Origin of the sequence: Ensifer meliloti (assembly GCF_030064585.1) — a bacterium.
Classification (GTDB): Bacteria; Pseudomonadota; Alphaproteobacteria; order Rhizobiales; family Rhizobiaceae; genus Sinorhizobium; species Sinorhizobium meliloti.
On the sequence record NZ_CP120365.1, the window covers coordinates 3,190,047 to 3,215,580 of the forward strand.

The window sequence follows — 25,534 nt, forward strand, 5'->3', positions numbered from 1 at the left end:
GGGGAGAATACCTGCGGCGGGCCTTCGCTTCCACTTCTGCGTTCTGCCCGTGGCATCGTTTTGGGCGTGCGAAGGTCAAACCGTTTGTCGCCCGCCCCAGGCAATGGTCCCGCGAGAGGATCAGATGTGTATATGCCCTATCGCAGGCGGGGAGAGGGGACTTAAGAGCGTTCCGCGAGTCCCTTCGCCCCGCCTGCGGGGAGAAGGTGCCGGCAGGCGGATGAGGGGCCTTCACCTCCGTCAAACCTGGCGGAACGGGCGGAAGCTCATGCGGTGCAGGGAGCAGGGGCCGTGGCTTTCGATCGCCGTGCGATGCTTCACGGTCGCATAGCCCGCATGATGGGCAAAGCCGTAGAGCGGGAAAGTTGCATCGGCGCGGGCCATCATGCGGTCACGGGTGACCTTGGCGACGATCGATGCGGCGGCGATCGACACGGAGCGGCTGTCCCCCTTGACGATCGCTTTTGCGTGGCAGGAGAGGCCGGGCGGCACGTCGCGGCCGTCAACCAGAACGATGCGGGCCGCCAGTTCGAGGCCGTGAACGGCGCGGCGCATCGCATCGAGGCTGGCCTTCAGGATATCTGTCGTGTCGATGCGCGCCGAAGAAGAAGAGGCGATCGAAACCGTCGATGTCGCCAGAATTTCTTCGAACAGCGCCTCGCGCTGCTCAGCCGTCAGGAGCTTGCTGTCGTTGAGACCCGCCGGGATGGCGTCCGGATCGAGAATGACCGCGGCGGCGACGACCGGGCCCGCAAGCGGTCCCCGCCCAGCCTCGTCGGCCCCCGCGACCGGCCAGAAACCGTCGCGATGGGCGGCGCGCTCGAAGGTGAAATCCGGAACGGGCGCCTGAAGAGGAAAAAGAGGGGAATCGGGCTGTTTGCGACGTGACATGAAAAGACACTCGCATACTCGCCCGATTCCCTTCAAGCCCCCGGCTCGGTTTGCGGCGGTTGCCGGGGGGGGAACCAGCGCCGCCCCGTGGGGCAAAGGGCGGATGCTGGAATTTTCAAAGCCGTTCCACAGCGGGAAAGAGTGGCGGCTTATGCTTTCGATCTAAAGAAGCGACAGCTGAACGCCCATTCCTAGCGGCGGCACGAAGAGATCGCTGCGCAATTGCCGGCGCGTCAGATTGAGGCCGAGCCGCTTGGCCGCAAGCTCGAATCGACGGCCGATCTGCCAGGCGTAAGGTCCGCTGCCCTTCATTCGTTTACCGAACTCGGCATCGTAATCCTTGCCGCCGCGCATGGAGCGGATGAGCGACATGACGTGCCGGTAGCGGTCCGGGTAGTTTCTGAGAAGCCAGTCACGGAACAGGGGGCTCACCTCCAGCGGAAGCCGGAGGAGTACGTAGCTCGCATCCGACGCGCCCGCCGACTTCGCCGAATCGAGCACGCGCTCGATCTCGTGATCGTTCAGCGCCGGAATGATCGGCGCGACCAGTACTCCAGCGGGAATGCCGGCCTCGGAAATTGCGCGTAGCGCCTCCAGCCGCTTGGTGGGCGTCGACGCCCGCGGTTCCATGCTGCGCGCCAGTTTCCGGTCGAGCGTGGTCACCGAAATGCCGACCCGGGCAAGACCCTTTTCCGCCATCGGCGCCAGCAGGTCGATATCGCGCGTCACCATGGCCGATTTTGTAACGATCATCACCGGATGATTGGCTTCCTTCAGCACATCCAGGATCTGGCGCATGATCCGCCATTCCTTTTCGATCGGCTGATAGGGATCGGTATTTGTGCCGATCGCGATCGGGCGAAGCTTATAGTCCGGCTTCGCCAGCTCGCGCTCGAGAAGACGTGGCGCGTCGGGCTTGGCGAAGAGCTTAACTTCGAAATCAAGCCCTGCCGAGAGCCCCATATAGGCGTGCGTAGGCCGCGCGAAGCAGTAGATGCAGCCATGCTCGCAGCCGCGATAGGGGTTGATCGATCGGTCGAAAGATATGTCGGGAGAATCGTTGCGCGTGATCGCCGTCTTCGGCTTTTCTATCTGGACCTCGGTCTTGAACGGCGGCAACTCCTCGAGCGTTTGCCACCCGTCATCGAAGACTTCGCGCGTTTTCTGCTCGAAGCGTCCCGAGATGTTGAGGGCGGCACCGCGGCCGCGCCGACGATCGACGTCGATTCTGATGCCGGATCCGGCGACGAGGGCCTCCGCCACATCCACGCTGTTGCCGGGCGCATAGACGCCCTGCTTGAGTTGAGACAGATCGTTCATCGAAATCTCCCCGGAACCATGCTCGGCTCGCTTGGTGCTGATTATTTTCCTAGCGCAGAAAACAGTACAAAGCAAGAACAAATATTCAGCACATCTCCGGGGAAGGCGCGCGTTCATCCGCCACCCTGTGCGGACCTGCGCTTGTAGCAATCTGCGCTGCGATGCGGTAGGAACGGCTATGCTGACGGTCATCATGGAAACGAAGGACAACGAAGCGGAGCTCGCACAGACGCTCTCGGCGCTCGTTGCCGGCGCGGTGGAAGGGCTCGTCAGCGATGTAATAATCCTGGACCACGGATCGACCGACGGCTCCCCCAGGGTGGCGGATGCTGCCGGTTGCCGTTTCTGCCTCGAGTGGGATCTCGGCGATGTCCTTCGTTCCGCCCGCGGCGAGTGGCTGATGCTCCTGGAGCCTGGTGCCCGCCCTATCGGTCGCTGGGTGGATGAACTGGCCGAATACGTCTCTCTGAACAGGAGCCCGGCGCGGTTTTCTCCCTCGCGAATGCATAAGCGCCCGCTTCTCAAGCGCTTGGCGCACAGGGCGCCGCCGCTGGAGTCCGGATTTCTGCTGCCGAAGGGGGACGCGGTCGCGGCTGCGCGCGGCAAGATGCCGCTCAGCGCCCTTGCGAGCGGACGAGCCGCCCGCAAACTTGCGACCGAGCTCGTCCCGGCCTGGGTCGCATTGGACAACCGGTCGGTCGGAGAACGGCACCGGACGCCCTGTTCGTAGAGCGGGATAAGGAAAATCGTGTGCGGCTTTCAGCCCGCATCCCGCTCTAACTTATCGAGTTGACGGTCTACCGCATCGGCTCGAAAATCGGAATCGATCTTCGGGCCGATGCGCCCGATGCCGGAGTGGCATGACTTTCAGATCGAGCGGACTGCAAGCGAGTTCAACTGCCAGGCCGAGTCGATCGAAATGTCGATGCTGACGTCATTGAGGAACGTCCAGACGCGATCGGCCACTCCGACATAGACCCAGAGCTTGCGGCCAGCGGGGAAGGCCATCTCGGTGAACAGGTTGATGATTCTTCGTTCGCCAGGAACGGCCTGGATGGAGGTACCTGGAAAGCTCTCGCCATCGCCGCTGCAGTCGAGACCCGAGGCGAACCACTGGTCGCTCACCTCGTTCGCCGGTTCGACATCCTCCCAGTTCCAGAACACGGCCAGCACGAGGCGGCCGCGCGTCGTGGCGTGAAAGTCGGACCACCCGAACTCGTCGTAGGTCGAGATGTGATGGCGGCAGATGAGGGCCGACAAGTCTGCCTTGACTTGCAGTATACCGGTGCGGAGCGTCTTGAACGGCACGAGGTAGCCGTTCTCCCGATAGGCGCAGAGGATTTCAGCATCGGAGGCACTATTGTTGCGGGCGATCAGTCTCGATCCCATCCGTCCCGCACAGTCCAAATAGGAACTGTTCTCCACGATTGCTCCGTCGCCGGTTGCCTGGTTCTGCTCGAGTCTGTCCCAGCAGCCTTCAAAGGGCGGGAGGAACAGCTTTTCCTTGTCGGGATCGGGCGCGACATACACGAGCGGCGGTTGTTTGAAGATGTCGGCGACGCTGCCGACCACCGTTTCGTGGCGGTGGAAGGCTTCGTGGCCCTTCACCAACTCGCCGACTTCGCCATAGGCACGCTTATGAAGCCGTTTGAGCGCGTTCAGATCAAGGCCGGTATTCCTGGCCTCGACGAGCGACCTGTATCGAAGACCGGGCCCGCGCGGATCATCACGTCGGCCCGACCTTGCGACCTGCGCGATCCTGTCGCGCAGGTCAGGTGAAAAGACCTGCCGGCGCTGCTCTGCGAAAGACTGGCGCAATGCGTCCAGCCTGGTTACCGTTGCCTGCCATTCATCCTTCTGCCGACGTTCGTAGAAGGCCTGCAGCCCCAGCGGAACCTCGGTCTCGGGCCGATCCGTTTTCGAGTAAGCGTGCTCTGCCGTTCCCATGACTTCCTCCTACCCTGGCGGGTTGCAGTGCGGGCCTTGTCGACCGGCGCGCCTGCGTCTGAGTGAAAACGAGGAAAAGGGGCTCCGAGGCGGCAAATGCGAGTGGGCTTTCTCCGTCGATGAGAAGCCGTGACATGGTGGCCGTAGCCCCGAGCTGAGCCGCTTCTCCGAAGCAAGAATGGGGCGTACCTTGCGGTACCCCCAAAGTGGCTCTCAAATGACCTTGTTTATGAAAAATATCCGTCTGTGAAAATGTCTTGCCATGCATGCCCATCGTTTCGGACGGGCAGCACGTCGTAGCCTTCTCTCTTTCCCAATATTGCCCCGGAAAGAGGCCGGGCATTCGCTCGAAGCAATTAAACGGTGCTTGCCTTGCCCGCTTCGAGCCAAGCCGACGAAGGCAAACTAGCGGGATTCGGGGCGCGGGTCTGTTCCAAACGGAACACGAATCTCGTCAGCCGCGCTTCAGGTGCTCGTCGAGCCGCGGCATGATCTCGACGAAATTGCACGGCATGTGCCGGTAATCGAGTTGCTGCTTCAGGATTCCGTCCCAGGCGTCCTTGCAGGCACCGGGGGATCCGGGCAGGACGAAGATGAACGTCGCATTGGCGACCCCGCCCGTGGCCCGCGACTGGATCGTCGACGTGCCGATCTTCTCGTAAGAGATCCGGTGGAACACCTCCGAAAAGCCATCCATGCGTTTCTCGAAGAGCGGCTCCAGCGCTTCCGGCGTAACGTCGCGGCCCGTGAATCCGGTGCCCCCGGTGGTGATGACGACGTCGATCGCGGCATCGAGCGTCCAGGCCTTCACCTGTCCGTAGATCTTCTCGCGCTCGTCGGGAACGATTGTCCGCGCCTCGAGCCGGTGGCCGGCCTCTCGTATTCTCGCTTCGAGCACATCGCCGGACTTGTCGTCCGCGCGTGTGCGCGTGTCCGAGACCGTGAGCACGGCGATGCCGATGGGGATGAAGGGGCGTCTTACATCGAGGCCGGGCATTCTGGCGTTATCCTGATTTTCCCGCGGTTCGCGTCGCCTGAACGTACCATCGCGGGTGGCCGGCGGAAATGGTCTCAGCGGCACGTTCGGCGCTTTTCGTCCCCGTGAACAGGCCGAAGGAGGTGGCGCCCGAGCCGGACATCCGCACGAGCGCGGCGCCTGCATCGCGCAATGCGTTCGAGACGGTTTCGATCATCGGCTCGTGCGCACGTGCCGGCGGCTCCAGGTCGTTCCGCATGGCCGCCATGGCCGTCAGCCATTCGGCAGTCGAGCGGGCATCTTCAGGCAAGACCAGCGGAGGATTGGTCTTCCTGACGAGCGATCGGAAGATAACCGGCGTGGAGACCGCGACGAGGGGATTGACGAGGACGACGTCGAAGGGCGGCAGATCGGGAAGAGGCGTGATCTCTTCGCCGATGCCTCTCGCGACGAGGGGGCCCCGGTCGAGACACATCGGAACGTCCGCGCCGAGCTGCAGCGCAAGGCTGTTGAGGCTTGCCGCTTCGACAGTCGCGCCCCAGAGCGACAGCAGCCCGCGCAGAGTCGCGGCTGCATCGGCCGAGCCGCCGCCGATCCCCGATGCTATCGGCAGGTTCTTCTCGAGATGCAGATGAACCGGGCCTGCCATTCTACCCTGCGCCGCAAGCTCGCGCCGCAACAGGTCCCGGGCGCGGAGCACGAGATTACCACCATTGCCCTCGGCTGAAAGGTCGGTCGCGAAGCGGCCCGACACCGTGAAACGGTCCCTGTCCGCCGCGATCAGCCCCACCCGGTCGCCACATTCGGCGAAGGTCACCAGGCTTTCCAGCAGATGGTGGCCGTCGGCGCGCTGCCCGACGACGTGCAGCGCGAGATTGATCTTGGCGGGCGCCGCAAAGGTCAGTGCGAAGCCCGGAATGCCGCCTGCCTGCATGTTACAGTCAGGACTTCTTGCCCGGCGCTGTCTCCGGGCCGGTCTTTTTCGGCAGCTTTTCCTTGGCATCCGCCGCCGCCGGGACCGGTTCCTTAAGCGGCGGCAGACCGTTTTCGATCTTCGCCTTGATCTTCGGAATTTCCGCTTCCTCGGGCTTCAGTTCCAGCGCCTGATTCCACTGGAACACAGCTTCGAGCTTCCGGCCGACGCGCCAGTAGGCGTCGCCGAGGTGGTCGTTGATCGTCGCGTCGCCGGCCATCAGTTCCGCAGCGCGCTCGAGCTCGGTCACAGCCTCGTCGAACCGGTTCATGCGGAAATAGGCCCAGCCGAGCGAGTCGACGATGTAGCCATCGTCGGGCTTGAGCTCGACCGCCTTGCGGATCATCTCAAGCCCGTCCTCGAGATTGATGTTCATGTCGACCCAGGAATAGCCGAGATAGTTCAGAACCTGCGGCTGATCCGGGTTGAGCTCCAGCGCCTTGCGAAAGTTCGGCTCGGCCTTTTCCCAGAGCTTCTGGCGTTCGTAGGCAATGCCGCGCTGGAAGAAGACGGTCCAGTCGCTCCGCTTCGGCACGGGGCCGATCGCGGCGACCGCGCGGTCGTAAAGCTCGCCCATCTCCTTGTAGTTCTTGGCGTCGGAAAGCACGCTGCCATAGGCGAGATAGTTGCGGATGTTCTTGGGATCGACGTCGATCAGCCCTTTCAGATGCTTCTTCGCCTCGTCGACCTTGCCGACGCCGGCGAGGCTGAGGCCAAGCTGGAGTTCGGAAAGGCGACGCATCGGCGAGCTCTCCGGCACGCTCTTGTAAAGCTCGATCGCCTCTTCCGGCTTTTTCAGATTTTCGGCGATGCCGCCGAGCATCACGAGAATATCGGCGCTTTCCGGGTCGAGCCGTCGCGCCGTCTGAAGGTAGAGCGAAACTATGTCTTCCGCGCCCTCGCGGTTGAGTGCGCCGCCGATCGAAAAGAGCACGGCGGCCGCACCCTGCACGGCGTTGCGTACCTGCTGCTCCTGCGGCTTTCCTTCCTCGACACTCTTCCTCAGCGCCTCGAGCGGAGTGTAGTTGTTGACGAGGCTTTCGCCGACGGAAATCGTATCCAGCGCCTTCTGCTTGTTGCCTTCGCGCGCTTCGAACCGCGCCAGCGCCTCGACGGCCCGCATGAAGGTGTCCGGCGCGGCGCCGCCGCCTTCGCGGTCAAGAATGGCGTCGTTGAGCCGGGCGCGCGCAGTCGCCTTGTCGCCGGCCGCAAGCGCAATCGCCCCGGCATGATAGTTCCTGAAGATCCGGAACCATTCCGGGCCCTCCAGATTCTTGATCTGCGCCAGCGCCTCCTTCGGCCGGCCCTGGCCGAACTTGGCCCAGGCGGAAAGCAGCGAACTCATCAGCCGGTCGAGATCGTTCGGACCATCGTAGTTCAAGAGCTTTTGCGCGTTGCGGTATTCGCGCTTGCGGATCGCTTCGATCGCGCGGACCACCGTGGTGATCCTTTCGACGGCGGGATCCGATTTCAGCTCTTCGGCGATCTTGGCGCCTTCATCGAACTTGCCGCTCATCAGCAGCGTGATCATCAGCCGCTGCTTGACATCGTTATTGCCGGGCTCGAACCTGAGTGCGGTACGATAGAGCTCGGTTGCCGCAGCAAAGTCGCGATCGACGTCCGCCGTGCGCGCCGCAAGGAATGCGCCGGCAAAGGTGTTGACGCTCCTGATGTCGAAAGGCTCGGCGTCTTCGACCGGCGCCTTCTCCTCGGCAAAGGCCTGCTGGTTGCCGGTCACCGTTGCAAGAACCAGCATTGCCGCGCCGCTGAAAAGGCGAAGGAATGTATTCTGCCGCATGTCAAACCTTTCATTGCCGGTGGTACGCTTCGAGGCGCCACCGCTGGTTGGCCCGGAGCCGATTGGAAATCGGGCGCAAGTCTTCAAGAATAGAATGGCTTTTTTGGCGCAGCGCGGCAAGAAAATCCTCCGGGGAGGTCTTCGTCCGCGGCTCCTGCGGCGCCGCGTGTCTTGCCGGAAGCGCAGGGCTCGCGGCAGCACTTTGATTTGCTCCATGTTTCCGCCCTTGGATCGGCCGCGATGCAAGGAAACATGAAGTGGCTCAGCTTACCCGATCGATGCAGAAATCGATCACCTCGACGAGCGCCGATTTCCATGGCGAAGCCGGCAGCGGCGCGAGCGCGTCGCGGGCGATCGTGCCGTAGTGCTTGGCACGGGCGATCGTATCCGTAAGCCCCCCGTAGCGACGGATGAGACCCAGCGCCTTTTCGAGATTTGCCGCATCGCTTGCGCCGCCCTCGATCGCCTCGCGCCAGAACGCCCGGTCTTGCGGCGTGCCGCGGCGATAGGAGAGAATGACCGGCAGTGTGATCTTGCCTTCGCGAAAATCGTCTCCGACATTCTTGCCGAGATCGCTCGACGTGCCGCCATAATCGAGAACGTCGTCGACCAGCTGGAAGGCAAGGCCGAGATTGGTGCCGTAGGACTTCAGAGCGTTGCGGTCGGCTTTGCTCCCGCCTGCGACGATCGGCCCGACCTCGGAGGCGGCGGCGAAGAGGGCCGCTGTCTTGGCGCGGATGATCTGCAGATAGTCGTCCTCGGTCGTCTCCATGTTCTTGGCGACCGAAAGCTGCAGGACCTCGCCCTCCGCGATCACCGATGCGGCGGTCGAAAGGACGTCGAGCGCATCGATCGAGCCGACGTCGACCATCATGCGGAAAGCCTGCCCGAGCAGGAAATCGCCGACGAGCACGCTTGCCTGGTTGCCCCAGATCGTCCGCGCCGTCGATTTGCCGCGCCTTAGGTCGCTCTCGTCGACCACGTCGTCGTGCAAAAGGGTCGCCGTGTGCATGAACTCGACGCTGGTCGCGAGCTTGATGTGACCATCTCCCTCGTAGCCGAACATCGAAGCGGCTGCGAGCGTCAGCATCGGCCGGAGCCGTTTGCCGCCCGAGGAAATCAGGTGGTTGGCGACTTCCGGGATCATCTGGACGTCGGAGCCCGCCTTGGAAAGAATGAGCTGGTTGACCCGCTCCATGTCGGACAGCGTCAGGTCGACAAGCGGCTTCACAGATGCCTGTTTGTTTTTATTGTCTTCCAGCGGTATCACTACGCCCAACGCCCGGACTCCTGTTTCGTTGCGGGTTCGACAATAGAAAGAGGGGCTTCGGGCGGCAAGAGGCGAATTGCCCCGCCCGCAGCTTTAAGACAGGAAAATAGAGCCGGATGAAAGAACTGATCCGCACCAATGATGCCGTCCTTCTTTCCTTTGCCGAAAGCCTGATGAAGGACGCCGGCATCGGATGCTTTATCGCCGATCAGGACATGAGCATACTCGAAGGATCTCTCGGCCTCCTGCCGCGGCGCTTCCTGGTCGCCGAGGACGATGCCGATCGGGCGCGGCGCATTCTGATCGATGCGGGCCTCGAATTGGAATTGCGGCAATGATCGGCTGCGGCCCTTCCGCGAGGCGGAAAGCGGCATGACGGGAATTCCGGAGACGGTGGATGCTTTCCACCGCGGCAGGTTCCACCTGATCCAGCCTCTTGGTCAGGGGCACCGTTCGGGAATGGATGCGATGCTGGTCGCATCCCTCGTTTCCTGCCGCGGCGCGTGCCGCGTCGCCGATCTCGGCGCCGGAGCCGGGGCGGCCGGCATGGCCGTCGCGTCGCGGATCGAGGAGGCCGAGGTGCTGCTGGTCGAGCGTTCGCCGGTCATGGCGGATTTTGCGCGCCGCAGCCTCGCATTGCCTGAGAACGCCCATCTTGCCGGCCGCGTCTCGGTGCTCGAAGCCGATGTCTCGCTGAGCGGCAAGGCGCGCGCAGCCGCGGGTCTTCCGGACGACACATTCGACCACGTGATCATGAACCCACCCTTCAACGACGCCGCGGACCGCAGGACGCCCGACCGGCTAAAGGCGGAAGCCCATGCCATGAGCGGCGACCTGTTCGAAGCGTGGATCAAAACGGCCGGGGCAATCATGAAGCCGGGCGGACAGCTTTCTCTGATCGCCCGGCCGGAATCGATCGCCGGGATAATCGGGGCCTGCGGCCGCCGCTTCGGCGGTTTAGAGATCACCCCGCTCCTGCCGCGGGCGGGCGAAAATGCCGTGCGCATCCTCGTTTCCGCGATCAAGCAGAGCCGCAAGCGGCTGGCGCTGCGCGCGCCGCTCGTGATGCACGGGGAGGGCCACCGCTTTTCGCCGGAGGTCGACGATCTCAACAATGGCCGCGCGGCCTATCATCGCCGATGATTAACCGTAAGCAGGGCATTGCGTTTGCGACGCCAATGCATACATGCACGACGACAATTTGGATTGCTGCATGTCTTCGTTCTTAAATCGGCTAGGATTTAATCAGATATGCAGAGATTGCAGCGGGCAGGAGTTGAAATGGCCGGATTTTTCAGAAAGCTGATGCCGAAGCGCTTCCGCAGGGATGGTGTGACGATTCCGGCGATCAGGCTGCATGGCGCAATCATGGCCGGCGGCAGCCCGCTCCGCCCGGTTCTCAATCTTGCGACGGTTGCGCCGCTGCTCGAAAAGGCCTTCTCCGTCAAAGAGGCCCCGGCCGTTGCCATCTCCATCAACTCTCCAGGCGGTTCGCCGGTGCAGTCCCGTCTTATCTATCAGCGTATCCGCGATCTCGCGCAGGAGAAGAGGAAGCGTGTGCTGATCTTCGTCGAGGACGTGGCCGCGTCCGGTGGTTACATGATCGCACTGGCCGGCGATGAGATCATCGCAGATCCGACCTCGATCGTCGGCTCGATCGGCGTCGTTTCGGGCGGCTTCGGTTTCCCCGATCTCCTGAAGAAGATCGGCGTCGAGAGACGGGTCTACACGGCGGGCGAAAATAAGGTGGTTCTCGATCCTTTCCAGCCGGAGAAGGAGCGTGACATCGAATTTCTCAAGGGCCTGCAGCTCGAGATCCACGACATCTTCATCCAGATGGTCAAGAGCAGACGCGGTTCGCTCCTGGCCGACCATCCGGACCTTTTCTCGGGGCTGTTCTGGACGGGGCAACGGGGTCAGGAACTCGGCCTAGTCGATGCTCTCGGCGACATCAGGGGCGAAGTGAAGAAGCGCTATGGAGAAAAAGCGCGGCTCGAGCTGATCCAGCCCGCGCGAAGCCTCTTCGGGCGGCGTCAGCCCGGAGCAGCCGTGGCCGGAGCAATCACGGGACCGCTCGTCGCTTCGGCGGCTGCAGGTCTCGTCGAGGCCGTCGAGGAACGGGCGCTCTGGGCGCGTTTCGGTCTTTGAACCGGCCCCGTTGCTTGCGCGGGCGTGTGTTTTTGAAGAATGGTCTCGCGGCATCTGGCCAGTACCGCAAGAGCGCGCTAACACTGCGATTTGCTGCATCCCCTCGCGCCTTCGTTCCATCTGAGGGATATGCAGAGGAGGAACCATGCCGCAGATCATCCTGCTTCTGATTATCGCCGTCATCGCCTGGATCGGCTATCGCAAGTTCATCGCGGACGCCGAGAAGCTGACGCGTCAGCGTGAGCGCCTGCGCCGTCAGCGCGAGACCGGCGCAAACGGCACGCTCGTCAAGGACGCCGAGACCGGCGAGTACCGCCTGAAGCGCGACGACGAGTGAGCCTGCCTGACTGAATACCGGCGGGTGAAGGCGCTTGACCCTCGCCCTGCGGCATGGCACCTGTCCCCGCAAATCTTGACGAATTCGGACCCGGATCCCATGACCATTGCACCCCTCCCGGACCACATGAACCCGAAGCGCTCCTTTCAGGCACTGATCCTGACGCTGCACAATTATTGGGCCGACAAGGGTTGCGCCGTGCTTCAGCCCTACGACATGGAGGTCGGCGCAGGCACGTTCCATCCGGCGACGACGCTCAGGGCGCTCGGGCCGAAGCCATGGCGCGCGGCCTATGTGCAGCCGTCGAGGCGCCCGACCGACGGCCGCTACGGCGAGAATCCCAACCGGCTGCAGCACTATTACCAGTACCAGGTGATCTTGAAGCCCAACCCTTCCAATCTGCAGGAGCTCTATCTCGGCTCGCTCGAGGCGATCGGCCTCGATCCGCTGCTGCACGATATTCGTTTCGTCGAGGATGACTGGGAGAGCCCGACGCTCGGCGCCTGGGGGCTCGGCTGGGAATGCTGGTGCGATGGCATGGAAGTGTCGCAGTTCACCTATTTCCAGCAGGTTTGCGGGATCGAATGCTCCCCGGTTTCCGGCGAACTGACCTACGGCCTCGAGCGCCTGGCGATGTATGTCCAGGGCGTCGACAATGTCTACGATCTCAACTTCAACGGCCGCGAGGGCGCCGAGAAGATCAGCTATGGCGATGTCTTCCTGCAGGCGGAGCAGGAATATTCGCGGCACAATTTCGAATACGCCAATACGGCGATGCTGCATCAGCATTTCATCGATGCGGAGAAGGAATGCCTGGCGTTGCTGGCCGCCGGTGCGCCTGGTGACTCCAGCAACAACCGCCTGCACAAATGCGTCTTCCCCGCCTATGACCAGTGCATCAAGGCGAGCCACGTCTTCAATCTTCTGGATGCCCGCGGCGTGATTTCGGTGACGGAGCGCCAGAGCTACATCCTGCGCGTGCGTACGCTCGCGAAAGCCTGCGGCGAAGCCTTCCTGCTGACCGAGGCCGGTGGCGCCAACTGGAACAGGGAAGCGGCCTGATCAAGAGGTCGCGGAGGTCCTCCGGCCGCATGGCGGGGCAAGCTGATCCGATCGCTGCGAGCAGAAGTGCTCGCTCCCGTCGAGCCGCCACTTCGGCGCCGGCGCTCTGACGCTCGACAACTCGCCGGCATAGATTTGCAGCGCGCGGCGCACACCGCTCGGCCTTTCGATCGGACCCGCGCTTGCATGGGTCGCGAAAAGAGCGGTAAAGGCGATCACGTTGATGAAGCTCACGGGCGTGTTCATGGCGGGCACTAAGCGTTGTGGTTGTTCGATGAATAGACTATCGAGCATCCGCCGACGCGTTGCCGTTACCGGTGGAACAGCCTGAGGCTGCAGGCGTCGGCACGACCTGCTGGGCAGGGGCTTGGGGGCGGCCTTGTGATCGGCCGCTGTAGAACGTTGAATTGCTGCATGGTTTGTTCTTGAGTCGAATGGAATTTAAGAAAGCATGCAGTAGGATCGCCGTGATCCAAGGAGGGTTTGATGATCGGGCTGGCAATTGGCGTCGCCGTTATTCTTTATCTCGTCTTCGTCTATAACGGCCTCGTCAAGGCGCGGCAGATGGCCGAGGAGGCCTGGTCCGGCATCGACGTGCAGTTGAAGCGCCGCGCCGATCTCATCCCGAATCTGATCGAGACGGTGAAGGGCTACGCCGCTCACGAGAAGTCGACGCTCGAGGAGGTCGTTACGCTGCGCAACCGGGCTCAGGCGGTGCCGGAAGGCGATGTCGCGGCGCGGGCCGCGGCCGAAGGCGCGCTTTCGCAGGCGCTTGGCCGCGTCTTCGCGCTCGCCGAAGCCTATCCGGACCTGAAGGCCAACGAGAGTTTCGCAGAACTCCAGCGTTCGTTGGAAACGATCGAGGGCGAGATCCAGATGTCCCGGCGCTATTACAACGGCGCCGCGCGCGATCTCAACGTCAAGGTCGAGAGCTTCCCGTCGAACCTGATCGCCAACGCCTTCCGCTTCGTCAAGGCCAGCTATTTCGAGATCACCAACGAGGCGGACCGTGCGGTTCCATCGGTCAAGTTCTAGATCAGTTTCACTGAACCGATAAAAAGATCTATCGGTTTGAAACCACGCACTTCCAGACGGAAAACCGTTACACGCTGGAAGTGCTCCGGCGGGCCTGAAAGAGGGAAATCCCGATGAGGCGGCTTTTCGCGGCGCTTGCGCTCGTCACCTTCGTTCTTGCAGCGCCGCGCGTCGCGGCGGCGGAAGAGTTCATCTCCGCCTACCATTCGGTCATCGAGCTCGCGAAAGACGGCACGCTCACGGTCACCGAGACGATCACGGCGAACGTCGAAGGCAACCGCATCCGGCGCGGCATCTATCGCGATTTTCCGCTGACCTTCGCCGATGAGCGCAATGGCCGCAGCAAGGTCGACTTCAACCTTCTCTCCGTCGAGCGGGATGGCGACGAAGAGGAATACCGCACGGAATCGATCAGCGGCGGCATCCGCATCTACACGGGAAGTGCCGACGTGCTCCTGCCGCATGGCGAACACACCTTTCAGATCACCTACGAGACGAGCCGGCAGATACGCTTCTTCGACGATCACGACGAGCTCTATTGGAACGTGACCGGAACCGAATGGGCATTCCCGATCGAGGAGGCGACGGCCACCGTCACCTTGCCGGAGGGCGTGAAGGTGGAGGCGCTAGACGTCTTTACCGGCGGCTACGGCGCGACCGAAAAGGATGCGCGCGCGGTGGAGGAGGGCGACGAAATCTTCTTCGCGACCACGCGCCGGCTGCGCCCGCAGGAAGGATTGACCGTCGCGATCAAACTGCCCAAGGGCAGTATCGAACGGCCAACCTCCTCCCAGGAAAATATCTGGTGGCTGCGCGATCACATGACCGTGGTCATCGCCGGGTCCGGCCTCCTCCTCGTCCTGCTCTATTACGGGCGTGCCTGGGTGCGTGTCGGCCGCGACCCGGCCCGCGGGGTCATGGTCCCGCGCTGGGACCCTCCGGACGGCGTCTCGCCCGCGCTCGTCAACTACATCGATAACAAGGGCTTTTCCGGCGAAGGATGGACAGCTCTTTCCGCGGCGGCGCTCAACCTTGCGGTCAAGGGGCATGTCATCCTCGAGGACCTGAAGAACGCGGTCGTCATCACCGCCACGGGCAAGAACGGCGAGAAGCTGCCGACCGGCGAAGCGGCCCTGATGAAAGCGGTGGATGCGGCCGGCGGCAAGCTCACCATCGACAGGGCGAACGGCAAGAAGATTCAGGCGGCGGGCTCCGGCTTCCGCAGTGCGATGGAGCGCGAGCATCGCGGCAAGTATTACCGCGCCAATACCGGATACGTGGTCGGCGGCATCGTGCTTTCGGTCGCCACCCTCGCGGCGCTGTTCGTCTTCGGCGACTTGAGCGAGGACAGCGTTCCTTTCGTCATCGTCCCTGTCTTCCTCGCCGTCTTCATTTCCGCCTTCGCCGTTTCGGTCGGCAAATCGCTGCGGCGTGGCTCGAGCCTCGCACGCCGCATTCTGTCGATCGTCGTGCTTGCCTTCATCGGTTTCGTGCTGTTCACCGTTTTCTCGAGCATTCTCGCCGCGCTCGTCTTTTCGGCCAGCGCTCCGGGCGACCTGCCGCTGTTCTTCGCGATCGGGGGCATCGTCCTCGTCAACGGGCTTTTCTATTACCTCATGGGCGCGCCGACGCCGCTCGGCACGCGCATGATGGATGGCATCGACGGGCTCAGGCAATATCTTACGCTTGCCGAGAAAGACCGTCTGAACATGCAGGGCGCGCCGGAAATGTCGCCGCGGCATTTCGAGACCCTGCTCCCCTATGCCGTCGCACTCGGTGTGGAGAAGCCCTGGAGCGAGACCTTCGAGCGTTGGCTGCTTGCGGCCTCCGCAGGCGCGGCGGCAGCCGCCTATCAGCCGAGCTGGTATCATGGCGACAGCTTCGGGCCTGGATCCTTCACCGACACGATCGGCGGTTTTGCCGGTTCGATGGCAGATACGATGACGTCTTCCTTGCCGCCACCTCCGAAGAGTTCGTCCTCGGGCTTTTCTTCCGGCGGCGGATTTTCCGGCGGTGGCGGGGGCGGCGGCGGCGGTGGCGGCTGGTGATGGCGGATTTCCTCGCCGGCCGTGATGACATTTTCGCCAGAGCTTGCTAAGTCCGCCGCAACCTTCCGGAACAGAACGAAGTCTCCAATCCATGCCCGATCTCCTTATTGAATTGCGATCCGAAGAAATCCCCGCCCGCATGCAGCGCAAGGCGGCCGGCGATCTGAAGAAGCTCGTGACGGACGCTCTGGTTGAGGCGGGGCTCACCTATGAAGGCGCGCGCGAATACTGGACGCCGAGGCGGCTGGCGCTCGACATCCGCGGCCTGACCGCGCGCTCCGCCGATCTGCGCGAGGAGCGCAAGGGTCCGCGCATCGACGCGAACGAGAAGGCGATCGAAGGCTTTCTCCGCGCGGCGGGCCTCTCTTCCCTCAGCGAGGCTCATGTCCATAATGACCCGAAGAAGGGCGATTTCTACGTCGCGCACATCGTAAAGCCCGGCCGCGAGGCGGAAGAGATCATCGCCGACGTGATGCCGGCGATCATCCGCGACTTTCCCTGGCCGAAATCCATGCGCTCCGGTGCCGCTTCGGCGAAACCGGGCAGCCTTCGCTGGGTCCGGCCGCTGCAGTCGATCGTCTGCACCTTCGGCGCGGAACACGACGAGACGAAGGTGATCCCCTTCGAGGTCGATGGCATCGTCGCCTCGAACATCACCTACGGCCACCGTTTCCATGCGCCGGAAGCGATCACGGTCCGCCGCTTCGCCGACTATGCCGAGAAGCTCGAAAAGGCGAAGGTCGTGATCGATGCGGAGCGCCGCAAGGAGATCATCTCCGCCGACGCCCACAATATCGCCTTCGCCAACGGCCTGGAGCTGGTCGAGGACGAGGGCCTCCTGGAGGAAGTCGCCGGTCTCGTCGAATGGCCGAGGGTGCTGATGGGCAGCTTCGAGGAAAGCTATCTCGAAATCCCGTCCGAAATCATCCGGCTGACGATCAAGACCAACCAGAAATGCTTCGTCACCCGGAAGCCGGGCGCCGAAACGCTGTCCAACCGGTTCATCCTCGTTTCGAATATCGAGGCGAAGGACGGCGGCAAGGAGATCGCCCACGGCAACGGCAAGGTCGTGCGTGCGCGGCTCTCCGACGCGGCGCATTTCTGGAAGCGCGACCAGGGCGATCTGCCGGATCTCGAAACGCTGACGGCGTCAGCCGAGAAGTTCGGCCTCGATCTGAAAAAGCCTCTCGACCAGCGGATGGCAAAGCTCGACGCCCTGAACGTGACTTTCCATGCCAAGCTCGGCACGCAGGGCGAGCGTGTCGCCCGCATCCGCTCGCTCGCCGCAGCACTCGCCAGGCTCACCGGTGCCGATGCGGCCTCCGTCGATCGCGCGGTCGTGCTCGCCAAGGCGGACCTGCGCACCGAGGCAGTCGGCGAATTCCCGGAGCTGCAGGGCATCATGGGCCACAAATATGCAGTGCTGCAGGGCGAAGCCGCGGCCGTCGCCGATGCGATCGAGGATCACTACAAGCCGCAAGGACCATCCGACCGTGTGCCGACCGATCCCGTCTCGGTAACGGTGGCGCTTGCCGACAAGCTCGATACCCTCGTCGGCTTCTGGGCGATCGATGAAAAGCCGACCGGCTCCAAGGATCCCTATGCGCTGCGCCGTGCGGCACTCGGCGTGATCCGGCTCATTCTGGAGGGAAGTGCACGGCTGCCGCTTCTGCCCTGTTTCGATGTGGCGCTCGCCGCGCTGAAGGCACAGCGTCCGGATATCACAGCCGAGATTTCCGCCGATCTGCTCGCCTTCTTCCATGATCGTCTGAAGGTTTACCTGCGCGATCTCGGCGCGCGATACGATCTGATCGATGCGGTGCTCGCGCCGGATGCGGACGACCTGTTGATGATCGGCCGCCGCGTCGAGGCGCTGACCGCCTTCATCACGGCCGAGGAGGGCAGGAACCTGCTCACCGGCACGAAACGTGCGACGCAAATCCTCGCTGCCGAAGAGAAGAAGGGTACGGAAGTCGCCGAGAGCGTCGACGAAGCACTGTTCCGGCTCGATGCCGAGCGGACGCTGCACGCTTCGATCAAGGTGGCGTCGGACGATGCGCGCGACGCGATCGTCAAGGAGGATTTCCGTTCGGCCATGCAGGCGCTCTCGAAACTGCGCGCACCGGTCGACGATTTCTTCAATGACGTTCTCGTCAATGACGAGGACAAGGCGATCCGTGCCAACCGCCTCGCGCTCCTGGGCCTCATCCGCTCGGCGACGGGTGAGGTGGCGGACTTCTCGAAGATATCCGGGTAACTCGGAGCGCTCTGCACTGCAGAGGTTGCCGCGTTAACGGCCGGCCGATATGAAGGCCCATGACCGCCAGGATTCTCATCAGTGCCTGCCTCATGGGACATGCCGTGCGTTACGACGGCGCGTCGAAGCCGCTCATTCACCCGGCGATCGATCGCTGGAGGCGGGAAGGGCGGCTCGTCACCATCTGTCCGGAAATGTCGGCCGGCATGCCGGTGCCGCGTCCGCCGGCGGAGATCGAAGGCGGCAGGACGGGCGCCGACGTGCTCGCCGGCAGGACCCGTGTCCTCGAAAAGACGGGCGGCGATGTGACGTCGGAGTTTCGCCGCGCTGCGGAGAATGCGCTTGCGCTGGCACGCGAGACGAATTGCCGGTTTGCCCTGCTGATCGACGGCAGCCCGTCCTGCGGCTCCGGCTTCATCTATGACGGTCGGTTCAGCGGCGAGCGAATTGCGGGTGAGGGCGTGACGGCCGCGCTGCTGCGGGCCAACGGCGTCGAGGTCTATTCCGATCGTGAGATAGAGACTCTGGTCGAGAGGATCGGCGGCGATACAGGCAATGGAGTTGGGGCTGGAAAATGAAGTTGGGGTATCGCCCTAAAGATTACGCCCCTGCTTCTCTCAGGGGCGCAACCTCTCGCTATTGCAGCGAATTTGCCCGTCAGCCTTGAACGTCGACTGACTGGGGCAGGGAACCCTAATGATATGGTGTCAATCTAGGCGAAGATCGAAAGCAGCTGGATCAATTTTCCGTGAACCGTCGCTGGCCATAGACGCGGCAACCGCGGCAGTTTTTGCGGTATGGTCGATGGAGATTTCCGCAATCCCAGCGGGGAGGGTGCTTGACGAGATGTCGGCCACTGCCGGCTCGCCGGTCTCCATTCCCGCGGCCCGGATCGCGTCATCCGATGCATTGTTGACGAAAATCACCGGCGAGCCGCCCAGCCACGCCTCCGTGCGGACCGACTTCACCTCTCCATGGATTTCCTTGAGCTCCACGCGATCCGTGCCCGGCGCAAGATCCGGGACGACGTAGGAAGGCTTCTTCTTTGGCTGCAAGGGCAGGCAAGCCTCGCAGGAAACCGTCGCGACGCTCGAATTGACAGCCTCGCCGGAGGTGATGTTGTCGATCGAAGAGGCTGCCGCGGGACCGGCGGCATAGACGAGAGCGGCTGTGATCAGCAGGGAACGCATTGATCTCTCCTCGATTGGTCGAGGTGAGAATAGCGGTATCCCCTTACCGCCCGGTCAGGAGAAATGATAAAAATTGAACGATACGGCTTTTCCTGCAGCGCCGCTCGCTGGAGCCGTCAGGCAGTCTCGCGCGCGACCGCCCGCCAGCCGATGTCGTTGCGATAGAAGCCGTTCTCCCAGCTGACGTCGCGAACGGCCGCATAGGCTGCGTCCTTCGCCTCGCCGACGGTCTTTCCCGTGGCGGTGACGTTCAGCACCCGGCCGCCGGCTGCGACCAGCCCGCCGCCCTTCATTGCGGTTCCGGCATGAAATACCTTCGTCGCGGCGGACGCGTCGGGCAGGGCCGCGATCGGCGTATCTTTCTCGTAGGCGCCCGGGTAGCCGCGCGAGGCCATCACCACGGTCAGGGCAGCTTCGTCGCGCCACGCCGCTTTCATCCCTTCGAGCGTTCCGGTGGCCGCCGCGTAGAGCAGCGGCAGGAGGTCGCTCTCGAGCCGCATCATCAGCACCTGGCATTCGGGATCGCCGAAGCGGACATTGTATTCGATGAGCTCCGGGCCCTTTTCCGTGATCATAAGGCCGGCAAAGAACACGCCGGTGAAGGGATAACCGCTTTCTGCCATGCCGCGGACGGTGGGCTCGATTATCTCTTTCATCGTCCGTTCCACCATCTCGGCGGTCATGACGGGCGCGGGCGAATAGGCGCCCATGCCGCCGGTGTTCGGCCCGGTGTCGCCGTCGCCGACACGCTTGTGATCCTGCGCGGAGGCGAGCGGCAGTACGCTCTTGCCGTCGCAAAGGCAGAAGAAGCTCGCTTCCTCGCCGTCGAGATAGGCCTCGACGACCACCTCGGCGCCGGCCGCGCCGAAGGCGCCGGCGAAGCATTCGTCGACTGCGGCAAAGGCCTCGTCGAGGCTCATCGCGACCGTCACGCCCTTGCCGGCGGCAAGCCCGTCGGCCTTGATGACGATCGGTGCGCCCTCTTCGCGGATATAGGCCTTGGCGGGCTCGGCATCGGTAAAGCGTCTATAGGCGCCGGTCGGGATCCCGTATCTCGCGCAGAGGTCCTTGGTGAAACCCTTGGAGCCTTCGAGCTGGGCCGCTGCGGCCGAAGGGCCGAAGGTGGGAATATCGGCCGCGCGAAGCACGTCGCCGAGGCCGGCGACCAGGGGCGCTTCGGGACCGACCACCACGAAGTCGATCGCATGGGTCCTGCAGAAATCGACGACGGCCTCATGATTTTCCGTGTGGAGGTCTACGATCGCGGCCTCCTCGGCGATGCCCGGATTACCGGGGGCGGCATAAAGCTTGGTCAGCCTCGGCGACTGCGCGATCTTCCATGCAAGCGCATGTTCGCGGCCGCCCGATCCGATCAGAAGAACCTTCATCGCCATCCTCGCCGTCAGGAATTGTTGCGCTGCGGTTAAGACGGCAGGCAGGACGAGGTCAAGGAAAAAGCGGCCCGTGCTGCAAATTTCCTGGTGCCAGCCAGCGTCCTTCTCTCGCAAGTGACGTCAGCGCCGGCTTGCAGCCACCGGCCAGGCGTCGCCGTCAGCCGGCTTGTCTGCGGCGAGCGCGACCCGGGAAAGCGCCCAGATCGCCAGCTCGGCGAGCGGGAGCGGCTTGCTGATCAGATAGCCCTGGAAGCGGTCGCAGCCCGCCGCCGTCAGCATGGCGAGCTTTTCCGGCGTATCGACGCCTTCGCCGACCACAGTCATCTCCTTCGCGTGGCATAGCGCGACGACCGCTTTGAGCACCGCCAGCGATCGCGAAGCGGCCAGGTTGGAGACGAGCGCCCGGTCGAGCTTGATGGTGTCGGCGGCATAATCGATGATCTGCTGAACCGATGTGTAGCCGGCGCCGAAGTCGTCTATCGAGAGCCGGAAGCCCTTGCTCCTGAGCTCTTCCATATTCAGGCGCAATTGATCGCTGATTTGGACGGCGAATGTTTCGGTGAGCTCGATGTCGATCGATCGCGCCTCCAGGCCGTGGCGCGTGAGGCAGTCCGAAAAATGCTCGTTGATCGACTTCGAGTGCAGCTCGGCCGAGGAAATGTTGATCGCCAGAACCGTATCGGGGCCGAACAGCGCCCTCAGTTGGTGGCAATCCGACATCGCCTTGTCGATGACCCACCAGTCGATCTTCGTGAACAGACCGGAGCTCTCGGCTATCGGAACGAATTCGTCGGGCGTCACATGCCCCAGGACCGGCGAGTGCCAGCGCAACAGAGCCTCACAGCCGGTGACTTTTCCGCCGGCGTCGACGATCGGCATGTAGACCAGGTGAAACTGTTCGTCGGGATCGAGCGAGCGCAGTTCATCCTGGATCTGCCGCTGGCGGGTGCGCTTGTCGTTGAGTGCGCGGGAGAAGCGGGCGGACCGGTTCTTGCCGGCGGTCTTCGCCTGGTACATGGCGGCGTCGGCATTCGAGATCAGCTCCGCGACCGAACTCGCATCATCAGGACATGCCGCCACGCCGATGCTTGCCGTGACCGGATAACGCTTGCCGGAAAGTTCGAACCCATCCGAAAACAGAACGAGGATCGCGCCGCAGATCTCCTGCACCGCGCCGTCGCCGGGCTGCGAACGCAACAGAACCGCGAATTCGTCGCCGGAGAGCCGCGCGAGGATGGCCGGCTCCTGCCCGCGTCTGCGCGTGATCTCTTCGACGTCGCGTGCGATCCGGGTGGCCAGCGTTTTCAAGAGCTCGTCGCCGACATCATGGCCATGTTTGTCGTTGACGAACTTGAAATTGTCTATGTCGATGAAAAGCAGGCTGCATTTCTCGCCGGATGCGACAGCCTCCTGGACGGCCTGCGCGGCAAGCATGTTGAAGCGCCCCCGGTTGCTGATGCCCGTCAACGTGTCGGTCCAGGAACTCCGCTGCACGAGTTGGAGCGACTGCAGGGATTGTCGATGCATCTCCCGGATGTTTCGCGTCAGACGGCCGATTTCGCCGGCCTCGTCCACCTCGGCGATCTCCTCGCGCGCCCCGGCCATCACCGCCATGACGTTGGTATCGAGCGTTGCGATCGGTCCCGTGATGAAGCGGCGGATGAGCACGATGATCAGCCAGATCGAAAAGAGGCTCATGGCCAATGCGCCCAGGGCGAGGAGTACTTTCTGACGCAGCATCTGGGCTTCGAAATGCGCATCGGAAACGGTCAGCGTCGCATGCAAGGCGGGCCCGAGAGGAACGCTTGCCGACAGATCGTCGGTCACGGCAAGCGGCCACGGCTGGAGCACGATCTCGGCGCCATATTCCCTTTTCAGGGGGGCCTGCAGCCTGAGAAAGCGGTCGGGCTGTACCGCAACCTGCATCAGCAGCGCATTTGCCTTGTTGCTGGGAGCCGGCCGGCCAAAGGTCACCGGATCGACGAACAGCGAATAAACGACCCGCGGCCGGTCGCCGGCGGAATCGACATAGCTCCAGTCGCCGAGTTTCGATCCGTTGAGCAACTGGCGTGCGAGATCGAGCTGTGCCGGATCGATTTCCGCAAAGGGATCCCAACTGTTCTCGAAATAGTACTCCGTTTCCAGCTTGCTGTTGAAAACAGCCAGGGAGATAAAGCCCGCAGGATCGTCGGACAGCGACGTCAGGCTCTCCTGCAGCCGCACACCGAGCGCATTGGCGCGATATTTCTTGTCGGTTTCGGCCACGTATTGCCGCAGCGCGTTGCCGCTCAAGAGCGCGTTGAGGGCACCGCGGCTGCGCCGAACCTCGTTCTGGAAGACGGAGGCGGCATGCTCGAGCCGTTGTGAAAGTTTGGCGTGCTCGAGTGCGCGGATGGAACGGCTCTGCGCGACGTGAACGGAGAGAGCTGCGAGAAGATAACCCGCCAGCACGACCGGAAAGATGAGGATGAGCGCACGCTTGCCGAGGGTCACTGGAAGTTCGCCAACGTGTTGATGATTCGCCGGCGCGCTTCAATAGATCGGACGGACAATTCCTGGTGATGCTGGTTCTTCGCCATGATTTCGGTCGGCGGGTAGATTTCCGGATCGGAGCGCATGGTATCCGGAAGGAGCTTGAGCGCCGCGTTGCTTGCAGTCGGCATGTTGAGCGCGATTGCATTGGCAGCGGCGGCCTCGGGCGACCCGATGAAGTTCAGGAATTCGAGAGCCCGTTGCTTGCGAGGGGATGCGGCCGTGACGGAAAAACAGTCGAGCCACGACAATGTACCCTCTTTCGGGACCGAATAGCGCCATAGCCCCGCCTTGCCGGCTTTGCTGTTGAGCACATGCTGATCGCCGCTGTAGCCCAGCGCCAGATGTATATTTCCGGCTAACGCCGGATCCTGGATCGAGGTGACGACGTAGTCGTAGGTCAGCACGAATGGGGCCTGCGTCTTCAGGAGCGCAAATGCGGCCTTCAGCGTCGGCGTGTCGTCGGCATTGACGGAGGCGCCGAGCAGCATCAGCGGAGGCACGAAAATCTCGCTGTGGTCGGCGAACATGGCGATGTGTTTGCGCAGCGCCGGCGCAGGACGCATCATGTCCCGCCAGGACGTCGGTGGCGGCGTGACCACATCGGAGCGATAGAGGATGCCGACCGTGCCCCAGAAGTAGGGAAGGCCGTAACCGGCGCAGGATTTGCGCCATTCCGGCGCATAGTCCTCGAGCGCCGGCAGATTGGTCTCGGAGAGCGGCTCGATGATGCCCTTCCGTCCGAAAAGCGTCGCGCCGTTCTCATCGACGATGACAAGATCGATGTTACGGCCCGGATCGGCAAGAATCTCGTCGCGGGCATCGTCGCTGTCGAAATTGATCTGGCGGATGGAAACGCCCGTCTTCTCGGTCCAGCGGTCGATGAGACCCTCGTCGATATAGTCTTCCCAGATAAGCAGGTTGAGCGTTTCGGCGCGGCTCGCGGAAGCGCAAAGCAGTGTCGCCAGAAAGACGGAAATAACCCCGCGTGCCTTCATTCTCTGCCCCTGCACACCCCCATCGCCGGACGCTATCCGGCAATGATTGAGGAATGCTTACGGCTGGAGCAAAGATCGTGCGGGCGCGAAGCGCCCGCACGCCTGTTTATCGCGCGGGCAGCTTCGGCAGAAATACGGTGAGCAGCCCGAGGAGCGGCAGATAGGAGCAGATCTTATAGACGAACTCGATGCCCTGCCGGTCGGCGAAGATGCCGAGGACCGCGGCGCCCATGCCGCCGGCGCCGAAGGCGAAACCGAAGAAGACGCCGGCGATCAGCCCCACCCGGCCGGGAACGAGTTCCTGCGCGAAGACGACGATTGCCGAGAAAGCGGACGAAAAGATGAGGCCGATGATGACGCTCAGCACGCCCGTCCAGAACAGGTTCGCATAGGGCAGAAGAAGGGTGAACGGGACGACGCCGAGGATCGAGAACCAGATGACGAAGCGGGCGCCGTACCGGTCGCCGATCGGGCCGCCGAGGAAGGTTCCTGCGGCCGCCGAACCGAGGAAGAGGAACAGCATCAGCTGCGCCTGCTGTACGCTGGTGTCGAACCTTTCGATGACGAAGAAGGTGAAATAGCTCGAGATGCTGGTGAGATAGACGTTCTTCGTAGCCGTCAGCAGGACGAGGATCGCGATCGTCCACAGGACCCGCGTCTTCGGCAACGGCAGCGCGCGGCTGGGGACGGGACGGCTCATGGTCGCGCGGCGGTGGCGCACGTACCACATACTCACCCAGGAAAGCACGAAGAACCCAGTGATGGCGACGATGGAGAACCAACCGAGGCTGCCCTGGCCGAAAGGGAGCACGATGAATGCGGCCAGCAGCGGGCCAAGCGCGCTTCCGGCATTGCCGCCGACCTGGAACAGCGACTGTGCCAGGCCGTGGCGGCCGCCCGAAGCAAGCCGGGCCACGCGGGAGGATTCGGGATGGAAGATCGCCGACCCGATGCCGATCAGGCTCGCTGCCAGGAGAAGCATCCAGAAGTGGTCGGCATTGGCGAGAAGCAGGAGGCCCATGCAGGTCGAGAGCATGGCGAACGGCAGCGAATAGGGTAGCGCCCAACGATCCGTCACGATGCCGATGGCCGGCTGCAGCATCGACGCCGTCACCTGAAATGTGAACGTCAGAAGGCCGATCTGGACGAAATCGAGCGCGTAATTTTCCTTGAGCAAAGGATAGAGCGCCGTCAGCAGCGATTGCATGATGTCGTTCAGCATATGACAGAAGCTGACCGCCAGGATGACCGAGAATGCTGTCTTTTCCGGGCTGATGCTGCCCGCCGACGTGACCGTTGCCATGGAATGTTTCCTTAGGGGGCGGCTCGCCAAGGGAGCCTTTTCGGCCATCTCTAGA

Annotated in this window: 23 protein-coding genes; 10 read left to right on the plus strand and 13 right to left on the minus strand. The window is 63.0% G+C overall.

The annotated features are described in order from the left end of the window. Positions 1 to 240: 240 nt before the first annotated feature. Together rnhB and PZL22_RS22225 are read right to left on the minus strand one after the other, a co-directional pair. Entirely contained in the window at positions 241 to 891 is a 651-nt protein-coding gene (rnhB, locus tag PZL22_RS22220) for a ribonuclease HII (RefSeq protein WP_003533269.1), read from the minus strand. A gap of 162 nt (positions 892 to 1,053) precedes the next feature. Continuing rightward, positions 1,054 to 2,211 (minus strand): PA0069 family radical SAM protein, encoded by a 1,158-nt coding sequence (locus PZL22_RS22225; RefSeq protein WP_284718566.1) that lies wholly within the window; start codon positions 2,209 to 2,211, stop codon positions 1,054 to 1,056. A 178-nt stretch (positions 2,212 to 2,389) separates the two neighbouring features. Between PZL22_RS22225 and PZL22_RS22230 the strand changes: the two genes are divergently transcribed. After that, positions 2,390 to 2,941, plus strand: coding sequence for a glycosyltransferase family protein (locus PZL22_RS22230; RefSeq protein ID WP_003533271.1), 552 nt, complete (start codon positions 2,390 to 2,392; stop codon positions 2,939 to 2,941). 137 nt (positions 2,942 to 3,078) lie between these two features. Here the strand turns inward: PZL22_RS22230 and PZL22_RS22235 are convergent, their stop codons facing one another. From PZL22_RS22235 to PZL22_RS22255, 5 genes are all read right to left on the minus strand, one after another. After that, positions 3,079 to 4,158 carry a hypothetical protein gene (locus PZL22_RS22235; RefSeq protein WP_127517022.1) on the minus strand — a complete coding sequence of 360 codons (1,080 nt, stop codon included), beginning with the start codon at positions 4,156 to 4,158 and terminating at the stop codon, positions 3,079 to 3,081. 454 nt (positions 4,159 to 4,612) lie between these two features. Further along, positions 4,613 to 5,155 carry a molybdenum cofactor biosynthesis protein B gene (gene moaB / locus PZL22_RS22240; RefSeq protein WP_003533273.1) on the minus strand — a complete coding sequence of 181 codons (543 nt, stop codon included), beginning with the start codon at positions 5,153 to 5,155 and terminating at the stop codon, positions 4,613 to 4,615. A gap of 7 nt (positions 5,156 to 5,162) precedes the next feature. Then, positions 5,163 to 6,068: a 4-(cytidine 5'-diphospho)-2-C-methyl-D-erythritol kinase gene (locus PZL22_RS22245; protein ID WP_003533275.1), complete on the minus strand. Its 906-nt coding sequence runs from the start codon at positions 6,066 to 6,068 to the stop codon at positions 5,163 to 5,165. 7 nt (positions 6,069 to 6,075) lie between these two features. Then, the gene (locus PZL22_RS22250; RefSeq protein WP_003533277.1) at positions 6,076 to 7,905 is read right to left on the minus strand and encodes a tetratricopeptide repeat protein; all 1,830 of its coding nucleotides are present in this window, start codon (positions 7,903 to 7,905) and stop codon (positions 6,076 to 6,078) included. A gap of 262 nt (positions 7,906 to 8,167) precedes the next feature. Beyond that, positions 8,168 to 9,184, minus strand: coding sequence for a polyprenyl synthetase family protein (locus PZL22_RS22255; protein ID WP_003533278.1), 1,017 nt, complete (start codon positions 9,182 to 9,184; stop codon positions 8,168 to 8,170). Positions 9,185 to 9,291: 107 nt separating this feature from the next. Here PZL22_RS22255 and PZL22_RS22260 point away from each other — a divergent pair, with 107 nt between their 5' ends. The 5 genes from PZL22_RS22260 (at position 9,292) to PZL22_RS22280 (ending at position 12,722) form a co-directional block, all read left to right on the plus strand. Further along, positions 9,292 to 9,513 (plus strand): putative signal transducing protein, encoded by a 222-nt coding sequence (locus PZL22_RS22260; protein WP_003533280.1) that lies wholly within the window; start codon positions 9,292 to 9,294, stop codon positions 9,511 to 9,513. 34 nt (positions 9,514 to 9,547) lie between these two features. Continuing rightward, entirely contained in the window at positions 9,548 to 10,318 is a 771-nt protein-coding gene (locus tag PZL22_RS22265) for a tRNA1(Val) (adenine(37)-N6)-methyltransferase (protein ID WP_028010279.1), read from the plus strand. 138 nt (positions 10,319 to 10,456) lie between these two features. After that, positions 10,457 to 11,323 carry a S49 family peptidase gene (locus PZL22_RS22270; protein ID WP_003533284.1) on the plus strand — a complete coding sequence of 289 codons (867 nt, stop codon included), beginning with the start codon at positions 10,457 to 10,459 and terminating at the stop codon, positions 11,321 to 11,323. Positions 11,324 to 11,468: 145 nt separating this feature from the next. Further along, a complete protein-coding gene (locus PZL22_RS22275) occupies positions 11,469 to 11,660 on the plus strand; it encodes a hypothetical protein (protein WP_003533286.1) in 192 nt (63 codons plus the stop codon). A 99-nt stretch (positions 11,661 to 11,759) separates the two neighbouring features. Next, positions 11,760 to 12,722 carry a glycine--tRNA ligase subunit alpha gene (locus PZL22_RS22280; RefSeq protein WP_013844095.1) on the plus strand — a complete coding sequence of 321 codons (963 nt, stop codon included), beginning with the start codon at positions 11,760 to 11,762 and terminating at the stop codon, positions 12,720 to 12,722. Here PZL22_RS22280 and PZL22_RS22285 read toward each other — a convergent pair whose 3' ends face one another. Beyond that, complete coding sequence (locus tag PZL22_RS22285) at positions 12,723 to 12,968, minus strand: hypothetical protein (RefSeq protein ID WP_003533290.1); 246 nt, start codon at positions 12,966 to 12,968, stop codon at positions 12,723 to 12,725. 240 nt (positions 12,969 to 13,208) lie between these two features. On the opposite strand from PZL22_RS22285, the gene PZL22_RS22290 reads away from it, so the two are divergent. The 4 genes from PZL22_RS22290 to PZL22_RS22305 all read left to right on the plus strand — a co-directional run bounded on the left by PZL22_RS22290 (position 13,209) and on the right by PZL22_RS22305 (position 18,640). Continuing rightward, positions 13,209 to 13,757, plus strand: a complete 549-nt coding sequence (locus tag PZL22_RS22290) for a LemA family protein (protein ID WP_003533292.1) — start codon at positions 13,209 to 13,211, stop codon at positions 13,755 to 13,757. Positions 13,758 to 13,870: 113 nt separating this feature from the next. Beyond that, a complete protein-coding gene (locus PZL22_RS22295; RefSeq protein ID WP_003533294.1) occupies positions 13,871 to 15,805 on the plus strand; it encodes a DUF2207 domain-containing protein in 1,935 nt (644 codons plus the stop codon). 91 nt (positions 15,806 to 15,896) lie between these two features. Then, positions 15,897 to 18,062: a glycine--tRNA ligase subunit beta gene (gene glyS / locus PZL22_RS22300; protein WP_003533296.1), complete on the plus strand. Its 2,166-nt coding sequence runs from the start codon at positions 15,897 to 15,899 to the stop codon at positions 18,060 to 18,062. A 59-nt stretch (positions 18,063 to 18,121) separates the two neighbouring features. Continuing rightward, positions 18,122 to 18,640: a 2-thiouracil desulfurase family protein gene (locus PZL22_RS22305; protein WP_003533298.1), complete on the plus strand. Its 519-nt coding sequence runs from the start codon at positions 18,122 to 18,124 to the stop codon at positions 18,638 to 18,640. A gap of 129 nt (positions 18,641 to 18,769) precedes the next feature. Here the strand turns inward: PZL22_RS22305 and PZL22_RS22310 are convergent, their stop codons facing one another. The 5 genes from PZL22_RS22310 to PZL22_RS22330 form a co-directional block, all read right to left on the minus strand. Then, a complete protein-coding gene (locus tag PZL22_RS22310; RefSeq protein WP_003533300.1) occupies positions 18,770 to 19,252 on the minus strand; it encodes a plant virulence effector HPE1-like domain-containing protein in 483 nt (160 codons plus the stop codon). Between the two features lie 116 nt (positions 19,253 to 19,368). Further along, a complete protein-coding gene (purD, locus tag PZL22_RS22315; protein WP_003533302.1) occupies positions 19,369 to 20,640 on the minus strand; it encodes a phosphoribosylamine--glycine ligase in 1,272 nt (423 codons plus the stop codon). A gap of 126 nt (positions 20,641 to 20,766) precedes the next feature. Continuing rightward, positions 20,767 to 23,139: a putative bifunctional diguanylate cyclase/phosphodiesterase gene (locus tag PZL22_RS22320; protein ID WP_127517024.1), complete on the minus strand. Its 2,373-nt coding sequence runs from the start codon at positions 23,137 to 23,139 to the stop codon at positions 20,767 to 20,769. Beyond that, positions 23,136 to 24,176, minus strand: a complete 1,041-nt coding sequence (locus PZL22_RS22325) for a polyamine ABC transporter substrate-binding protein (RefSeq protein ID WP_003533306.1) — start codon at positions 24,174 to 24,176, stop codon at positions 23,136 to 23,138. The genes PZL22_RS22320 and PZL22_RS22325 overlap by 4 nt, the downstream gene beginning before the upstream one ends. A gap of 106 nt (positions 24,177 to 24,282) precedes the next feature. Next, positions 24,283 to 25,479 (minus strand): MFS transporter, encoded by a 1,197-nt coding sequence (locus PZL22_RS22330; RefSeq protein ID WP_003533308.1) that lies wholly within the window; start codon positions 25,477 to 25,479, stop codon positions 24,283 to 24,285. Between the last annotated feature and the right edge of the window lie 55 nt (positions 25,480 to 25,534).

Bases quoted from the DNA above. Each gene is read 5' to 3' on its own strand.
- rnhB (WP_003533269.1), bottom strand. From the start codon at position 891: ATGTCACGTCGCAAACAGCCCGATTCCCCTCTTTTTCCTCTTCAGGCG.
- PZL22_RS22225 (WP_284718566.1), bottom strand. From the start codon at position 2,211: ATGAACGATCTGTCTCAACTCAAGCAGGGCGTCTATGCGCCCGGCAAC.
- PZL22_RS22230 (WP_003533271.1), top strand. From the start codon at position 2,390: ATGCTGACGGTCATCATGGAAACGAAGGACAACGAAGCGGAGCTCGCA.
- PZL22_RS22235 (WP_127517022.1), bottom strand. From the start codon at position 4,158: ATGGGAACGGCAGAGCACGCTTACTCGAAAACGGATCGGCCCGAGACC.
- moaB (WP_003533273.1), bottom strand. From the start codon at position 5,155: ATGCCCGGCCTCGATGTAAGACGCCCCTTCATCCCCATCGGCATCGCC.
- PZL22_RS22245 (WP_003533275.1), bottom strand. From the start codon at position 6,068: ATGCAGGCAGGCGGCATTCCGGGCTTCGCACTGACCTTTGCGGCGCCC.
- PZL22_RS22250 (WP_003533277.1), bottom strand. From the start codon at position 7,905: ATGCGGCAGAATACATTCCTTCGCCTTTTCAGCGGCGCGGCAATGCTG.
- PZL22_RS22260 (WP_003533280.1), top strand. From the start codon at position 9,292: ATGAAAGAACTGATCCGCACCAATGATGCCGTCCTTCTTTCCTTTGCC.
- PZL22_RS22265 (WP_028010279.1), top strand. From the start codon at position 9,548: ATGACGGGAATTCCGGAGACGGTGGATGCTTTCCACCGCGGCAGGTTC.
- PZL22_RS22270 (WP_003533284.1), top strand. From the start codon at position 10,457: ATGGCCGGATTTTTCAGAAAGCTGATGCCGAAGCGCTTCCGCAGGGAT.
- PZL22_RS22275 (WP_003533286.1), top strand. From the start codon at position 11,469: ATGCCGCAGATCATCCTGCTTCTGATTATCGCCGTCATCGCCTGGATC.
- PZL22_RS22280 (WP_013844095.1), top strand. From the start codon at position 11,760: ATGACCATTGCACCCCTCCCGGACCACATGAACCCGAAGCGCTCCTTT.
- PZL22_RS22285 (WP_003533290.1), bottom strand. From the start codon at position 12,968: ATGAACACGCCCGTGAGCTTCATCAACGTGATCGCCTTTACCGCTCTT.
- PZL22_RS22290 (WP_003533292.1), top strand. From the start codon at position 13,209: ATGATCGGGCTGGCAATTGGCGTCGCCGTTATTCTTTATCTCGTCTTC.
- PZL22_RS22295 (WP_003533294.1), top strand. From the start codon at position 13,871: ATGAGGCGGCTTTTCGCGGCGCTTGCGCTCGTCACCTTCGTTCTTGCA.
- glyS (WP_003533296.1), top strand. From the start codon at position 15,897: ATGCCCGATCTCCTTATTGAATTGCGATCCGAAGAAATCCCCGCCCGC.
- PZL22_RS22305 (WP_003533298.1), top strand. From the start codon at position 18,122: ATGACCGCCAGGATTCTCATCAGTGCCTGCCTCATGGGACATGCCGTG.
- PZL22_RS22310 (WP_003533300.1), bottom strand. From the start codon at position 19,252: ATGCGTTCCCTGCTGATCACAGCCGCTCTCGTCTATGCCGCCGGTCCC.
- purD (WP_003533302.1), bottom strand. From the start codon at position 20,640: ATGAAGGTTCTTCTGATCGGATCGGGCGGCCGCGAACATGCGCTTGCA.
- PZL22_RS22325 (WP_003533306.1), bottom strand. From the start codon at position 24,176: ATGAAGGCACGCGGGGTTATTTCCGTCTTTCTGGCGACACTGCTTTGC.
- PZL22_RS22330 (WP_003533308.1), bottom strand. From the start codon at position 25,479: ATGGCAACGGTCACGTCGGCGGGCAGCATCAGCCCGGAAAAGACAGCA.